This is a genomic window from Candidatus Saccharimonadales bacterium, from assembly GCA_035758565.1.
GTDB lineage: Bacteria > Patescibacteriota > Saccharimonadia > Saccharimonadales > UBA10212 > DASTXL01.
The window spans coordinates 86,254-100,453 of the sequence record DASTXL010000001.1 but is presented as its reverse complement, the minus strand read 5'-3'; the positions used below and the strand labels follow the sequence as shown (position 1 = coordinate 100,453).

The 14,200-nt window shown below is 49.8% G+C and carries 16 protein-coding genes; 2 read left to right on the top strand and 14 right to left on the bottom strand.

Going from position 1 to position 14,200, the window contains the following annotated elements:
* Positions 1-194 precede the first annotated feature (194 nt).
* Genes VFT49_00585 through VFT49_00570 form a run of 4 tightly spaced genes read right to left on the bottom strand, consistent with a single transcriptional unit; the run spans position 195 to position 3,820 of the window.
* Positions 195-866 carry a zeta toxin family protein gene (locus tag VFT49_00585; protein HEU5004566.1) on the bottom strand — a complete coding sequence of 224 codons (672 nt, stop codon included), beginning with the start codon at positions 864-866 and terminating at the stop codon, positions 195-197.
* Between the two features lie 22 nt (positions 867-888).
* Positions 889-2,079 (bottom strand): replication-associated recombination protein A, encoded by a 1,191-nt coding sequence (locus tag VFT49_00580; GenBank protein HEU5004565.1) that lies wholly within the window; start codon positions 2,077-2,079, stop codon positions 889-891.
* Positions 2,080-2,111: 32 nt separating this feature from the next.
* The gene (locus tag VFT49_00575) at positions 2,112-2,912 is read right to left on the bottom strand and encodes an ABC transporter permease subunit (protein HEU5004564.1); all 801 of its coding nucleotides are present in this window, start codon (positions 2,910-2,912) and stop codon (positions 2,112-2,114) included.
* On the bottom strand, positions 2,912-3,820 hold the full coding sequence (locus VFT49_00570; protein HEU5004563.1) for an ABC transporter ATP-binding protein: 909 nt from the start codon (positions 3,818-3,820) through the stop codon (positions 2,912-2,914). The genes VFT49_00575 and VFT49_00570 overlap by 1 nt, the downstream gene beginning before the upstream one ends.
* Before the next feature lie 255 nt (positions 3,821-4,075).
* On the opposite strand from VFT49_00570, the gene VFT49_00565 reads away from it, so the two are divergent.
* Positions 4,076-4,534, top strand: a complete 459-nt coding sequence (locus VFT49_00565; GenBank protein HEU5004562.1) for a hypothetical protein — start codon at positions 4,076-4,078, stop codon at positions 4,532-4,534.
* A gap of 378 nt (positions 4,535-4,912) precedes the next feature.
* Entirely contained in the window at positions 4,913-5,296 is a 384-nt protein-coding gene (locus VFT49_00560; GenBank protein HEU5004561.1) for a hypothetical protein, read from the top strand.
* On the opposite strand, the gene VFT49_00555 is transcribed toward VFT49_00560, so the two are convergent.
* The 10 genes from VFT49_00555 to VFT49_00510 form a co-directional block, all read right to left on the bottom strand.
* On the bottom strand, positions 5,277-6,023 hold the full coding sequence (locus tag VFT49_00555; protein HEU5004560.1) for an ABC transporter permease: 747 nt from the start codon (positions 6,021-6,023) through the stop codon (positions 5,277-5,279). The two genes, VFT49_00560 and VFT49_00555, sit on opposite strands and share 20 nt — an antisense overlap.
* On the bottom strand, positions 6,023-6,829 hold the full coding sequence (locus VFT49_00550) for an ATP-binding cassette domain-containing protein (protein HEU5004559.1): 807 nt from the start codon (positions 6,827-6,829) through the stop codon (positions 6,023-6,025). Before VFT49_00550 ends, VFT49_00555 begins: the two co-directional genes overlap by 1 nt.
* A gap of 11 nt (positions 6,830-6,840) precedes the next feature.
* Positions 6,841-8,142: a glucose-6-phosphate dehydrogenase gene (locus VFT49_00545; protein HEU5004558.1), complete on the bottom strand. Its 1,302-nt coding sequence runs from the start codon at positions 8,140-8,142 to the stop codon at positions 6,841-6,843.
* 219 nt (positions 8,143-8,361) lie between these two features.
* Positions 8,362-8,787, bottom strand: coding sequence for an ATP synthase F1 subunit epsilon (atpC, locus tag VFT49_00540; protein HEU5004557.1), 426 nt, complete (start codon positions 8,785-8,787; stop codon positions 8,362-8,364).
* Positions 8,788-8,800: 13 nt separating this feature from the next.
* A complete protein-coding gene (atpD, locus tag VFT49_00535) occupies positions 8,801-10,198 on the bottom strand; it encodes a F0F1 ATP synthase subunit beta (protein HEU5004556.1) in 1,398 nt (465 codons plus the stop codon).
* Positions 10,199-10,399: 201 nt separating this feature from the next.
* A complete protein-coding gene (gene atpG, locus VFT49_00530) occupies positions 10,400-11,275 on the bottom strand; it encodes an ATP synthase F1 subunit gamma (GenBank protein ID HEU5004555.1) in 876 nt (291 codons plus the stop codon).
* Between the two features lie 2 nt (positions 11,276-11,277).
* Positions 11,278-12,837 (bottom strand): F0F1 ATP synthase subunit alpha, encoded by a 1,560-nt coding sequence (gene atpA / locus VFT49_00525; GenBank protein HEU5004554.1) that lies wholly within the window; start codon positions 12,835-12,837, stop codon positions 11,278-11,280.
* Positions 12,838-12,840: 3 nt separating this feature from the next.
* Positions 12,841-13,242 (bottom strand): F0F1 ATP synthase subunit delta, encoded by a 402-nt coding sequence (locus VFT49_00520; protein HEU5004553.1) that lies wholly within the window; start codon positions 13,240-13,242, stop codon positions 12,841-12,843.
* Entirely contained in the window at positions 13,239-13,766 is a 528-nt protein-coding gene (gene atpF, locus VFT49_00515) for a F0F1 ATP synthase subunit B (GenBank protein HEU5004552.1), read from the bottom strand. Before atpF ends, VFT49_00520 begins: the two co-directional genes overlap by 4 nt.
* Before the next feature lie 142 nt (positions 13,767-13,908).
* Positions 13,909-14,148, bottom strand: coding sequence for a hypothetical protein (locus VFT49_00510; protein HEU5004551.1), 240 nt, complete (start codon positions 14,146-14,148; stop codon positions 13,909-13,911).
* Positions 14,149-14,200 lie beyond the last annotated feature (52 nt).

Here is a 14,200-nt window from a genome sequence, read left to right as displayed (position 1 = left end):
CGTGAAGCTAGAGGTAGAGCTGGAGCTCCTTATTGAGGCTGCGTGAGTACTCACGCTTTTTTGTTCAACATACGCTCGTTTTAAAGCATCATTAAGAACGCGAGCGGCGGCCTTTGATGGCTTAGGTTCTGCCACTTCGCTTAGCTTTACTTTGGGTCTGAAAATCTTATATATGAGTCGAGTCATAACGTTATTTATAGTATAGCAGTCGCTATCTCCTCGTCGGTAAGAAATTTCGGCAATTCACTAAAAAGATCTGAGACATCTTCTTTGCGGTCGCCGATCTTATTATCACCATCTTTAATAATTAGACTTATTGTAACATTTTTGTAGTCATTGCACAAGCTGTGAAGGTTTGCTTGCAGGGATTTATAGCTATCAATAAACCCCGTTCTCTCTATAGATCGATGCTCCACCAGCTCTCTGTCTTGAGTAAATCTCCAGGCAACTACTGGATCTTGATGGATGTAGTAGATTTTTACTTTATAGCCGTGGTCTAAGGCTCTTTGTAGGTTTGGAATAGCTTTAGCGTGTGCGAAAGTTCCGTCAAATACAAAATCTAATTTGTTTTTGACTACCTCATCATAGATGCGCTCTAGTATTATCGTTGCGCCCGCTCGAAACTTGTTGGCAAGTTTGGGCTTATATCCTTCCATTAGTGTGGCTATTTCACCCATGTCAATGCGGACTGGCGGGTTCACAATTTCTTTTATCAACTCTTTTGTAAATTCTGTTTTACCCGCCCCAGGAAGACCTGCAGTAAAAATGCCAGCAAGCTCTTCGCTTGGCTTAAAATCTGTTTCTCTTATAAATCCTTTCGCGATGGCTTTTTTCTTTTTGCGCGCCCAGGCTTCAATATCGTCCATACAGACATTATATCTAGATTTCCTAGAAGAAGTTTATATCGTTGAGCTCCTCTGGCAAGAAGCCACGTTGGTCTTTAAATCCGGCGTCCCATTTGTAGCCTTTGTTGTAGCCCAAATCTTTCATTAATTTGGTCGGGGCATTGCGTAAATGTAGAGGCACAGAAGCATCGGGGTGTTCGCGCGCCGCTCTTTGCGCCGCACCCATAGCATTGGTAACATCCCTGCTCTTTGGCGATTTGGCCATAACCGTGGCACAGTGGTAAAGATTATAAGAACATTCCGGCAAACCAATCCGTTCCACGGCCAAGAAAGTTGATACGGCCAGGTTTAGCGCGGCCGGGGCGGCCAGGCCTATATCTTCACTGGCAAAAACCACCATGCGCCGGGCAATAAACTTCGGATCTTCGCCGGCCTGCAGCATGCGGGCCATCCAGTAAAGCGCGGCTGATGTATCGCCGCCGCGCATGGATTTTATAAAGGCGCTGATGATATTGTAGTGCATCTCGCCAGCTTTGTCGTATCCCGGGATACGTTTTTGGGCGGCCTGCTGAATTAACTCTTTGGTTATATTTTTGCTGCCGGCCAGCTCCATGGATAGCTCTAAGTTGCCAAGCGCCACGCGGGCATCGCCGCCGCTAATTTCGGCCAGGAAATCTATGCTTTCCTTAGATAATTTTTTGGTAATTTTCTCGGCCTTAGCCGCGCGTTTGATAATCTCGATGATATCTTCTTTGCTTAGAGGCTCGAGCACAACTACCCGACTACGACTTAAAAGAGGTGTGATTACCTCAAAACTTGGGTTTTCGGTCGTGGCGCCAATGAGAGTAATCAAACCCGATTCGACATGCGGCAAAAAAGCATCCTGCTGAGCCTTGTTGAAACGGTGTATCTCGTCGACGAATAAAACTGTATGGCGCGGCCGCTCAATTGTACTACCCTGCTCGTTCGCCCTTGCCCGCTCAACAACTTTATTAACATCGGCCTTGCCGGCCGTGACGGCGGAGATTTCAATAAAGTCCGCCTCCATCTCGTTGGCGATAGTCCGCGCCAAAGTGGTTTTGCCGCTGCCCGGCGGCCCCCAAAAAATTAAACTAAACGGCTTACCAGCTTTAACAAGCTGGCTTAGGATTTTGCCCTCGCCCAGGATTTGTTCCTGCCCGACAACGTCAGATAGTTTCTGCGGACGCATGCGCTCCGCCAAAGGCCTCTCCATACCCTAATTATACCGCTGACCGTTTAAAACATTTAGCCAATGTCGCGGCGGCGAAAGGCTAGTAGTGCTAAACCTAGCAAAACCAAGCTGGCAATAAACATACCAGCCGCATCCCAGTACGGGAGACCGCCGCTTTGCAGAACAGCTGCCGGATGATAGTAGTGAAACGGCAGCAGCCTAGCCGGCCAAACCAGCCAAGTAACGGACTTATCGAGCGAATTAAAAAGATAGCCGGCCAATGCCGCTAGAACACTGACGCCAATCGCCGCGCCACGGCCCATCCGACCCAAGGCAGTCGTACCAAAGGCCAGCGCCCCAAATAATATTGCGATATCCAAGCACATGATGGTGGTAAAGAAAACACCGACCGACTTGACGCCCGGAAAGCCGATAGCGGCACACAAAATAGCGCCGAGTATCGCTATAACTACGCCAACCACCAGTAAAATAACGGTGCCCGCAGCGGCTTTAGCTAAAAGCAAGCGAGACCTAGATATTGGTCGGGCCAAGAGCAGTTCTAGGGTTCCGCTTTGTTCTTCACGGGCTAAGAGTGAGCTGCCTAGAGCTATGGATAAGAAAGAAAAAAGCAATGGAACCAACAAAAAATAACACTGCGAACTAAGATAGCCGACCGGCGACAGAAAATCCCCCGTATCGGTGAATAGGTCACGGGCGGAGGCCGGAATGCTAGAAAGTGATTTATCCAGCTGACCCGCCGATCCGCGAAATGACGGATAGATAGCGAAGATCATCGCGATAAACAATCCGATACCGACCGTCCACCAAACCGTTGACCACTTACGCCTTTGAAGCTCTGTAACGGCAACACCCATTATTGTCCGCCTTTCTGATAGAGGTGCAGGAATTCTTCCTCTAGGTTGACCTCTTGCTGTTCTAAGCGGGTGACGTGGTGGCGGGCTAGAACCTTGAACAAAGGTGTAAGTTCACCCTCCAGCGAAACGCTCAAGTGATGCGCATCATGCGAGGTTACCTTGACGCGAGGCAGACGCTTGAGCTCAGCCACTGGTGCCGTATCGGCAAACGTAAGCTTAAGAGTATGAGCAGCCTTAGTGGCCAGGTCTTCTAGAGTCTTTTCTACCACTAGCTCGCCAGCGTGCAAAAAACCCACGCGGTCGCACATTCTCTGTACCTCCGCGAAGTTGTGACTGCTGACAAAAATGGCCGCGCCACGAGATTTCGCTTCATTAACCATTTCAAAAAATTGTTCCTGCATTAGTGGATCCAAGCCGCTGGTCGGTTCATCCAGAATAAGTACGTCGGGCTGATGCATGAAGGCCTGAATGAGACCAAGTTTCTGACGATTGCCCTTGCTGAGTTCGTGAATCGGCCGGCTAAGGTTGGCAGTTAGTCGCTTGACAAGCTTATTCAAATTGTTGGCATTGCTGGCCGGCTGCAGATCGCTCATGTAATTTAGGAATTGCCGGCCGGTCATTTTTGGGTAAAGCGCCACCTCGCCCGCCAAATAACCAACGTGCTTCTTAACGGCCACCGAATCTTTTACTATATCCAGTCCGCAAATGGTAGCCGAGCCGCTAGTGGGCTGAATAAAGTTAAGTAATGTTCGGATAGTGGTGGACTTACCGGCGCCGTTAGCGCCCAAGAATCCGTAAACTTCGCCGGGCTTAACCGCAAGCGACAGTTTATTCAATGCCAAATGCTCAGAACTGGCGTAGCGTTTTGATAAATTATTTATTTTAATAGCGGTTGCTTCGGCATCCATTACGCTTAAGTATATCATCTCTTTTCTTAGTGTTGTAATAGCGTAATTTTATAGTATAATATGCTTAACTTCGTTTGAGATTACTCCGAAGTTGTTTTTATTGACAAGCAGACTTTGCATCACAAGGTGAGAACCAAGCATTTTTAATAAGTGTTTGGCCCTCACCTTGTGGCGCGCCGAATGCGCCGCTTAAGGCAACAAATGCCGAGGTGTTGCTACCACACGAGAGGGGTCATGTGCTACGACTGCAAGACTATGCGTCATAACGGCGCCTCGCAGGCCTTCCTGACCTACCGCATCATCTGCGAAGGTGATGTTCCGCCGAAGTTCGAAGCGGAAATCGACGGACTGATCGAGATGATCGAGACCACCTGGAAGCAGGTGGGTCGCGTCCTCACGAAGCTGTTCGACGACCGCCGGAAGCTGGAGTCCAACGCCATGCTGATCATGTTCGAGATCTCCGATGATCTCGAGAGCGTCGGCAGGGTTACCCTCCAGCTGTCCATCAATCGCGACGTCGCCGAGCACCTCCTGAAGAGCGTGCTCGAGCACTACTTCGAGCAGGCGATCAAGGAGAAGCTCGTGACCATGCTCGCCGGGCCGATCGACATCGAAGAGGAGGGAGAAGACCTCTACCTCAACTCGGAACCGTTGAGCGAGGACCCGGCCACGAACGAGAACGTCTGGTACGCCGAATCGCTGACGTCCAGCTGAAGGGCTCGACTCCCTGTCCTCTCCCCGGGGAATCGGCGAGCGGCGAGAAAAGGGGAGGCGCTGCCAATCAAGCGCTCCCCCTCTCGCTGCCTGATTTGCAAGTTTGGCACCCCTCGTTTTGTCTCATTTCCGAGGGAGCCGAGAGCGGCGCTCGTGGCGGGGGAGGTGAATCACACGCCCCCTCCCCCGCCTTCGTCGCTCCAGCAACGTGCCAAGTTAAAGTCTGCTTGTCGCGCTAACAAAGCTTATAAATATTTGTAGGTTTTGTTAGCAAGCGTTTTTTAGCAAAAAATACTACGCTTATCCACTAGCGCTAGTTCAAACCGCTAACGTATAATTTAGTTTAGTCATTATTAGCAACCTGGGGAGGTTAGCCAAGTGAGACGAGTTATATTAGGCGGGCTTTTTTTAGCAACTTTAAATTTACTTGGTGCTAGCCAAGCTTTGGCGCTTGCCAGCTACGACGATTCGGGCACCGCTCAAAAGGTCCATTTGAGGGGATATATGCCTGTGACTAGAATTATTTACGTTGACCAGCAAGACCGTATTTTGTCGGTTACCGGCAATACTGACGAAAATATCACCCCGATAGTCGCTCGCCCAAATAGCGCGGGCCAGCTAAAACTGACTTCTTTTATTGACCAGCAATACCAGCGCATCCTGCAGGCTCAAGGCGGCCATCTGAAAGCCGGCGTAACTTACTATCCGGCAGCTCCGGCTGGTACTATTCGACTAAGTCTGACTAAACTTGCAAACGGTTAAACCGATTAACGGCAAATATCACACAAACAATTAAAGTTACGCCAATCACGCCAAGATCGAGAAAGATATTAAAGTGATGCTGATTAATCATACTGAACCGCAGAGCATCCACGCAGTAACTTAAAGGATTGCAGTAAGACATGATCCTTAGCGCGGTTGGCACATTGGTTAGAGGATAAAGCGCACTCGATAAGAAGAATAACGGGAAAATCAAAAAGTTGTTGATTCCCTGAAAGCCCTGGAAATCCTCGACTATACTGGCCAGGCCTGCGCCAAAACTGGTCAACATTAGGCACAGCGCTAGCATGATCAACAGGCTAAGCGGCAAATAAGCCCAGTTATACGGTCGGAAACCTAAAGCCACGGAGATGATCAGCACAAAAATACCTTGGATTAGCGAAATAGTCGCTCCGCCGCTGGCGTTGCCAAGCAAAATGCGAAACCGGCTAACCGGCGCCACTAACATTTCTTTTAAAAAACCAAAGCGCTTGTCGAATAGAATTTGAATTCCCCAAAAAACACCGCTGAATAAAATAGTCTGAATAATAATGCCGGGTACTAAAAATTCCAAGTAGTTGCCTTCGCCGGCTTTTTTGTAAACCGAACCCACGCCGTAACCGAGCGCCAAAAGGAATAAAATGGGCTGGCCGATAGCGCCAACCACGCGCGAGCGAGTCCGCACGTAGCGTTTCATTTGGCGGAGCCATAACGTATATACAACTTCCACTAGCGCAGTCTCCTATTGCGTTGAGCCGTACGAACGTTTAGACCGTTATTAGACAAGCTCGTTTCGTCGCGGACTTCTTTGCCGGTCAACTGCAAATAGGCTTGTTCCAAGCTTTTGGTCTTGGTTTTTTGAGCCAGTTGTTTAGCTGTGCCTTCAGCGATAATTTGGCCGTGGTCAATTATGGCGATCCGGTCGGCCACCGCCTCGGCTTCATCTAAATAGTGAGTGGTAAAGAAAATAGTCATGCCTTCGGTGTCGGATAATTTTTTGACATAATCCCAGAGCAAATTGCGGGTTTGAGTATCGAGTCCAAGTGTTGGTTCGTCTAAGAATAAAATTTTGGGATGATGAAGCAGGCCCCGGGCAATCTCTAAGCGGCGGCGCATACCACCGGAATAAGTTTTGACAAAGCTGTCTTTGCGCTCCCATAGATCAACTAATCTCATTAGCTCTTCGATGCGCGGTTTTTGCTCGGCTTTTGGAATGCCGTATAAAACAGCGTGGATCTGCATGTTTTCGTAGGCCGTTAATTCTTCTTCAAGGGCCGGGTCTTGGAAAACAATGCCGAAGCTTTGGCGGGCAGCGTCTTGGTCGGTCTCTACGTTGTGGCCGTTCAAAAAAAGCTCGCCGCTAGTCGGCCTGAGCATAGTTGTCAGCATGCTAATGGTCGTTGATTTGCCGGCGCCATTCGGACCCAAAAAAGCAAAAATCTCGCCGGCCGGCACATCAAAGCTAATGCCGCGCACGGCTTTTACGTCACCGAAAGTCTTGACCACTTTAGTGGCTTTTATGATTGATTCTGACATTATTTACTCTATTATACGTCGGCCTCGAGCACTTGTTCAACCGCGACACCGGGTTTGTAGGTATTTATATTTGAGTTCATTTGCCAATGCTCCAAGATCGGCTGAAGCACGCGCCAGGTTTCTAATACCTCGCCAGCGCCAGCAAACAAACTGGTGCGTGAGCGCATGGCGTCGACCAAGACTTGTTCGTAAGCATTCGGCAAACGCTCGGCGCCCTGAGCGTAATCGAATGACAGCGGCAAGTGGCGCAAATCGTGACTAAAGCCTGGCTGCTTAGCCCACAGATCAATCTCTACACCTTCTTTTGGCTGAATACGCAGACAAAGTTCGTTAGCTTGCGATTCGTCAGTTTGCTTGAACCTAACTCTTATTTCTGTAACTTTGGTGTCTAAATTTTTGCCCGTAACTAGCTTGATAGGCACACCATGCCAGCGCGGGTCGCTGGACTCTAGAGTGACGGCGGCAAAAGTTTCAACAAGCGAGCGCTCATTACTCACCTCGTCTTGATAGCCATCATATTGAGCCCGAACAGCTCCGTTAGGATCGGCGGCTTTTAGACTTTTGAGCGCTTCTAGACGACGCTCGGGCATATCTTCGAACTCAAAAAGACTGCCGCACGGGCGCATCAACGTTAAGGCGGCCAGATTCATTAAGTGGTTCTGCACAATATCACGCAGAGCGCCGGTTTGTTCGTAAAAATCTGCTCGACCCTCAATACCAATTTTCTCGGCCGCTATGATATCGATAGAGTCAATAAATTGGTTGTTCCAGATTTTGCGGAACAGCGCGTTGCTACCCAGAAAAACAGAGATGTTTTGGGCCATTTCTTTAGCCATGTAGTGATCTATGCGGTAGACCTGGTCTTCTTTAAAGCACTCCTCGATTTCGCTTATTAATTCTCTGGCGGACTCCAAATCGTAACCAAACGGTTTTTCTAAAAGCAGTTTGGTGTTGCCGTGATTCAAACCGGCCGCGCTTAAGCGGCGCAAGATTGGCATAACGGCAGCCGGCGGAATGGATAAGTAGAAAATTTTCTGGCCCTGAGCTGGCAATTTTTCTTTTAGCTTTTGGTAATCTGCCGGGTCGGCCATATCCATTTGGGTTGTTTCCAGGTATTTCTTTAGCCGGCTGGTCTCGCCCTTAAGCACGTCTTCCGAGCTAATCTGGCGACGTGACAGCCCTAGTAACCTAAAGTTTTCGGGCAGCTGCCCCAGCTCGTCGAGTTTAGCCAGCGCCGGCAGAATATATCGGCTGGCTAGATCGCCGGTAATGCCGAAAATCACTAAAGTTGTGGTCGGCAGCTCATTATTCATAGTTATCATAATATTATCACTTATAGAGACACGGTGCACTTCATGCCGGCAGCAAGGCTCGTACTTGGATACGGGCCTAATAAAATCTGTCTAAAGGAAAGGTAGTAACGCCTCGCGCTATTCCTCCGGAAGAGAGCCCGAGCAAAAATCGCACTTTTTGCCCGGTGCGATGAGGAACCGCGAAGGGGTTCCTCATAAGGCAAAGCGTAAGCGGAGCCGTTATCGCTGGTGGCGGCGCTTGAGCCTAGCGACATCTAAGCGGGCGCTGGAGCGATCGACCATGGTTTGGGCGTGCTCCAGACTGACTTGATCACGAGCTTCGGCTTTCATCGCGAGCGCCCGCTGGTGGGCAGCCTCGGCCTCGGCTTCGTTGATATTGTCGGCATGGTCGGCCTCGTCCACAATAACTCGCAGATTATTATTTTCTACGTCTATCACACCGCCGCTGATAGCAAAAATATCGCGCGCGCGATCTGGGTCATTACGATTTTTTCTAATGGCAATGGCTCCGCTGGTAGCTACGCTAACTAGCGGCATGTGATCTTGCAGCACACCAATTTCGCCATCTAGCGTCGGCAAAGTTACTTCGTAAACGTCATCGTCGAACTTAATGCCGGTTAATGTTACTAGCTGTAAGTGGATCATTGCTTATCGGATTCTACTTCTTTTTGACGTCTGAAATTGCGCCCTTAAGGTAGAAAGCAGACTCGGGTAGCTCATCATGCTTGCCTTCAAGAATTTCTTTAAAGCCTTGCACTGTATCAGCTAGCTTAACGTACTGGCCCTTGTTGCCGGTAAACTGCTCGGCCACAAAGAACGGCTGAGAAAAGAAACGTTGGATCTTGCGAGCCCTGGTAACGGTTAGCTTGTCTTCTTCAGAAAGCTCTTCCATGCCGAGCATGGCGATGATGTCTTGAAGGTCTTTGTAGCGCTGCAATACGCGCTGAACTTCGCGAGCGACGTTATAGTGCTCTTCGCCGACGATTTCCGGATCAAGGATGTTCGATGTGGAGTCGAGCGGATCGACGGCTGGATAAATACCGATTTCTGTTAGCGCGCGGGAAAGAACAATCGTGCTGTCTAGGTGGGCAAAAGTGGTAGCCGGCGCCGGGTCGGTCATGTCGTCGGCCGGCACATAAACTGCCTGAACAGACGTAATCGAACCCTCGCGCGTAGACGTAATTCTTTCTTGCAGCGCACCCATTTCTTGCTGCAGGTTGGGTTGATAACCGACGGCTGACGGCAAGCGGCCAAGCAAAGCCGATACTTCGGCACCGGCCTGGGTAAAGCGGAAGATGTTGTCGATAAATAACAGTGTGTCTTTGCCTTGGTCGCGGAAGCCTTCGGCGATCGTTAATCCAGAAAGACCAACGCGCAGGCGAGCTCCTGGCGGTTCGTTCATTTGGCCGAAGACCATCGAGGTGTTCTTAATAACGCCAGACTCTGTCATTTCGGCGTAAAGATCGTTGCCTTCGCGGGTGCGCTCACCAACACCGGCAAATACGCTGTAACCGCTGTGGAACTTGGCAATGTTGTTAATCAGTTCCTGAATTAGAACGGTCTTGCCGACGCCGGCGCCACCGAACAAACCGGCCTTACCGCCCTTAGTCATCGGGCAGATCAAGTCAATAACTTTGATACCAGTTTCCAAAACTTCAACCGTAGCGGACTGATCGATCAGCGGCGGTGGACTCTTGTGGATCGGGGAGTGTTTGGTAAATTTATCTTCTTTATCATCAATCGGCTGGCCGGTAACGTTAAACATTCGCCCCAGAGTCTGCTCGCCAATCGGTACCGAAATAGCCGTACCGGTATCGGTAACTTTAACGCCGCGCTCCAGGCCATCAGTGCTACCGAGAGCAATAGCCCGCACGCTAGATTCGCTCAAATGCTGAGCGACTTCGAGAGTTAAAAGCTTATCTTCGAGTTCCACGGTTAGTGCATTATAGATCGCCGGCAGGTGATCCGGCTTAAATTCGACGTCGACTACGACACCGACTATTTGGCTAACAACGCCTTCGCTGGTCTTTGGTTTGGTTTTAGTTGTGGTTGCCATTTATCTTTCTTCCTCCATTTTCATTCATTAACCGGCCATCGCCTCGGCTCCTCGTCGAAGCAAGCTTAATGCTTCCGACATCGAAACTATTCTTGCAGACCTGTTTCGAGTCTCCAGCAAATCGCTGCTCCTCCTCTCAAAATTGCAAACAAGAATTTGTTTACAATTTTGTATAAAAACTTCGTATCTATCCATCATGTCCTAAGCAGTAAGTGCTTCTGCTCCTCCTGTGATTTCGGCGATTTCCTGGGTAATTTTACCTTGACGGGTCGAGTTATATTCCAACGTATAATCTTCGATAAGATCGTCGGCGTTATCGGTGGCGTTCTTCATGGCTACGGCACGCATAGCGTGCTCGCTAGCGTTGCTTTCCAGTAAAGCTTGCCATATCTGGGCCTGAATCAGCCGGACGCCGGCGTTATGAATAACCGTTTCAACATCCGGCTCAAAATTCATAAAACCGGCAGTGGCCGGCGGTTCTTTTGGCATTTCTTCTGTACCGGCCGGCAATAGCGAAAGGCTGGTCGCTACCTGGCTCAGGCTGGATTTAAACTCCGTATAGATTAAGCGGACTTCGTCAACCTTCTCTTCGCGGTAAGCGTCAATAACCGAATTTAAGAGTGGCACAATATCACCCTCTGTTGGCTCGTCGCCAAAGGCCGGATAATGACTAAAGAGTTCGACGTTCTCAACTCTTCGGACAAACTGGGCGCCTTTGGAACCAACCGTGATGGCGCTGGATTTAACTTTTTCTGATTGGTCTTGCTTTAAATCTTGGGCCAGTAACTTTAAAACATTGGAATTATAAGCCCCGGCTAGCCCACTGTTGGATGTAATCACTACGTACAGGCGAGTTTTAATCGGGCGCTTTTTAAACAGCGGTTGCTGCTCGACTTCCTTCACCTGATTTAGACGAGATAGCAGATCATAAGCCGCCTCCCGATAAGCCCTGGACGCTAGCGCCGCGGCCTGGGCCCGGCGCAGTTTAGAAGAGCTAACCAACTCCATCGCCTTAGTAATTTGGCGAGTATTTTTGATGGAGCCGATCCGGCGCTTTAGCGTTATTAGACTTGGCATTTCTAAGCCGCCCTATTCTGGTTAGACTTAGTTGTTTCGTAACTCTTAGCGATCGTCTGAGCTACTTTCAATACCTGGTTGGTCTGCTCGTCGGTTGGTTTGTCGCCCTTATTAATAGCTTCGACCAGCTTAGCGTGCTTGGATTTTAGCTCGGCAAGCAGCGCCGCCTCGGCCGGCTTGATTTTCGGAAGCTCCACATTATCAAAGCAACCATTGGTGACTGCGAGCAGAGAACAATACATTTCCCAAATAGATTTCGGTGAGTATTGTGGCTGCTTCAAAAGTTCGGTCAAACGCTGGCCGCGTTCAATCGTGCTGCGGGTTTCTTCATCAAGGTCGGTGGAGAACTGACTAAAGGATGCCAACTCACGGAACTGCGCTAGGCTCAGTTTCAAACCGCCGCCAACGCTCTTGATGGCTTTGGTCTGAGCATCGCCACCAACGCGCGACACAGACAGGCCTACAGAAATAGCTGGCCGGATTCCCTGGTAGAACAAGTTGGTCTCGAGGAAGATCTGACCGTCAGTGATAGAAATGACATTGGTTGGGATGTAGGCGGAAATATCACCGGCCTGGGTCTCGATGATCGGCAGAGCGGTTAGTGAACCGCCGCCGAGCTTATCGGCTAGTTTCGCTGAACGCTCCAGCAGGCGTGAGTGCAGATAGAAGACATCACCCGGATAAGCTTCGCGGCCTGGCGGACGGCGCAAGAGTAGTGACATCTGACGGTAAGCCACGGCGTGCTTAGATAAATCGTCGTAAATAATCAAGGCGTGCTGCTTGTTATCGCGAAAATATTCGCCCATGGCGGTCGCCGCGTATGGTGCCAAGTAAAGCAAGGCGGCTGGATCGCTGGGACTGGTAGCCACGATAATGGTCTGGTCCATAACTTTTTCGCGCTTGAGGCGTTCAGTCAAGGCTGCGATTTTAGATAATTTCTGGCCGATAGCCACATAAACATTGATAACACCGGACTTAGAGCGAGCCTGGTTAATCATGGCGTCAACGGCAATGGCAGTCTTGCCGGTTTGACGGTCGCCAATAATAAGCTCGCGCTGACCGCGGCCGATTGGCACTAAAGTGTCGATGGCCGTTAGTCCCGTCATCAGCGGTTCGGCGACGTGTTTGCGGTCCAGTACACCTGGTGCCGGACGTTCCACGCGAGCCGTTTGCTTGGTTTTGATAGGTTCACCGCCGTCTAGTGGCTGGCCTAGCGGGTTGACCACTCGGCCGGCCAACTCCGGCCCTACCGGAACCTCCAAAACCTTGCCGGAAAGGCGGGCTTTAGCGCCGGCTTCTACCCGGTCATCGGCACCCAAGAGTACGGCACCGATTTCATCTTCGCCAAGATTAAGGGCGAAAGCCGTAACCACCCCGCCGCCCACAGCGTCGATCTCAATCATCTCCGAATAACCGCAAGACCTAAGACCATAAATCCAGACAATGCCGTCGGCAGCGCGGGTAACAATACCTACTGATTCAATTTCGGGCCGCTTTTTAAGCTCGGCAATGGCCGCGCGGATATCGCCTGATAAATTCTTAACGTTCAAATCTGTCGCCATAAGTTAGTTACCTACCGTCTGTTGTTTAAATTTGTTAATTTTGCTTCTCAGAGTTAAGTCCAACTGCTTGTCGGGGAACTCCAGCCGCACACCGCCAATCTGACTATCATCAATCCTCTGGTTAATAATTATCTGACGGGCGCCTGGGTAGAGCTGCTTAACCTTCTGCTTCACCTCACTGACCGCCGTCGAACTAAGCGCGCGCGCACTAACGGCGGTAACTTCCACTACGCCTTTCTCGGCCCGGTAGTTAATCAATTCACGAGCCAGGCTGTCTAGCTCACCGGTGCGCTTCTCGCTCAAAAGATAGTTAGCTACCTCGCGGCTGAACTTTTTAGATGGCAGTTTTGTAGACAATTTGTCTAAAATCACTACCAGCTCGCTGCGGGATATCTTAGAACTCATGCCCGCCCCCGCAAAGCCTTATCAATTAGAGCGGCGTCTTTTTTGGCATCTACCTTCTCGCCTATAACCGCCTCGGTAGCTTCAGCGACTAAACCAGACAATTCTTTTTCTAGTTTAGTGCGAGCCTCTTTAATATCCTGCTCAACGCGCTCCTGACCACTGGCGATTATGGCCTCAGCCTTTTCTTTGGCTTTAGCCTCGGCCTCAACGATCGCCTGGCGGCCGTGCTCGGCTGCGTCGGCAATAATTTTATCGGCCTGTTCGCGAGCATCGCGCAAGGCTGCGGCTACTTTAGCCTCCATCTCTGCCTGGTCTTTTTGCATTTTTTCGCCCAGAGATACGCCCTTTTCAATAGTTTCACGGCGAGCGTCCAGCATCTTGTTAATCGGGCTCACAGCGAATTTCATCAGAGCTAAAATCGCCAGAATGAACGTAATTAGCTGCACTACAAACTCGTGGACATCGAGTCCTAGAATACCTGAATTAGCCGAGTCGGCCGCAAATTCTATGATTAAACTAATCATTTATTCCTTATTAACTTAGAGATTTTTGAAAAATAGTGCAGTTTGTTCGAAAATTGAGCATCGAAGCGCAGCGTACTTATTGGTACGTGAGCATTGAAGCGCAAATTTTCGGGCAAAATGTGCATTTTCTCGGAAATCTCTCTTATTTGACGATGAAGATTGAGGCAAAAGCAATCAACCCGAAAAGCTCAGCCAGCGCCGTAAAGATTAGCGCCTGACCCAAAAACTTAGAAGCCTCTGGATTACGGCCAACCGCTTGCATGTAATTACCGCCAATAATACCTATGCCGATAGCCGGCCCGATAAATCCGCCGCCAATCATCAGGCCCTTGCCAATGATGGCGGTGTTGATCGCGTCTGCAAATGAGATCATGTCTGTCATTACTCCTTGTTATTAATTATTAAAATTCATAAACATTAAAAAAGAGCCGTCT

Bases quoted from the DNA above. Each gene is read 5' to 3' on its own strand.
- VFT49_00510 (HEU5004551.1), bottom strand. From the start codon at position 14,148: ATGACAGACATGATCTCATTTGCAGACGCGATCAACACCGCCATCATT.
- VFT49_00520 (HEU5004553.1), bottom strand. From the start codon at position 13,242: ATGAGTTCTAAGATATCCCGCAGCGAGCTGGTAGTGATTTTAGACAAA.
- VFT49_00585 (HEU5004566.1), bottom strand. From the start codon at position 866: ATGGACGATATTGAAGCCTGGGCGCGCAAAAAGAAAAAAGCCATCGCG.
- VFT49_00575 (HEU5004564.1), bottom strand. From the start codon at position 2,912: ATGGGTGTTGCCGTTACAGAGCTTCAAAGGCGTAAGTGGTCAACGGTT.
- atpC (HEU5004557.1), bottom strand. From the start codon at position 8,787: ATGATCCACTTACAGCTAGTAACATTAACCGGCATTAAGTTCGACGAT.
- VFT49_00550 (HEU5004559.1), bottom strand. From the start codon at position 6,829: ATGTCAGAATCAATCATAAAAGCCACTAAAGTGGTCAAGACTTTCGGT.
- atpD (HEU5004556.1), bottom strand. From the start codon at position 10,198: ATGGCAACCACAACTAAAACCAAACCAAAGACCAGCGAAGGCGTTGTT.
- VFT49_00545 (HEU5004558.1), bottom strand. From the start codon at position 8,142: ATGAATAATGAGCTGCCGACCACAACTTTAGTGATTTTCGGCATTACC.
- atpA (HEU5004554.1), bottom strand. From the start codon at position 12,837: ATGGCGACAGATTTGAACGTTAAGAATTTATCAGGCGATATCCGCGCG.
- VFT49_00565 (HEU5004562.1), top strand. From the start codon at position 4,076: ATGCGTCATAACGGCGCCTCGCAGGCCTTCCTGACCTACCGCATCATC.
- atpG (HEU5004555.1), bottom strand. From the start codon at position 11,275: ATGCCAAGTCTAATAACGCTAAAGCGCCGGATCGGCTCCATCAAAAAT.
- VFT49_00570 (HEU5004563.1), bottom strand. From the start codon at position 3,820: ATGGATGCCGAAGCAACCGCTATTAAAATAAATAATTTATCAAAACGC.
- atpF (HEU5004552.1), bottom strand. From the start codon at position 13,766: ATGATTAGTTTAATCATAGAATTTGCGGCCGACTCGGCTAATTCAGGT.
- VFT49_00580 (HEU5004565.1), bottom strand. From the start codon at position 2,079: ATGGAGAGGCCTTTGGCGGAGCGCATGCGTCCGCAGAAACTATCTGAC.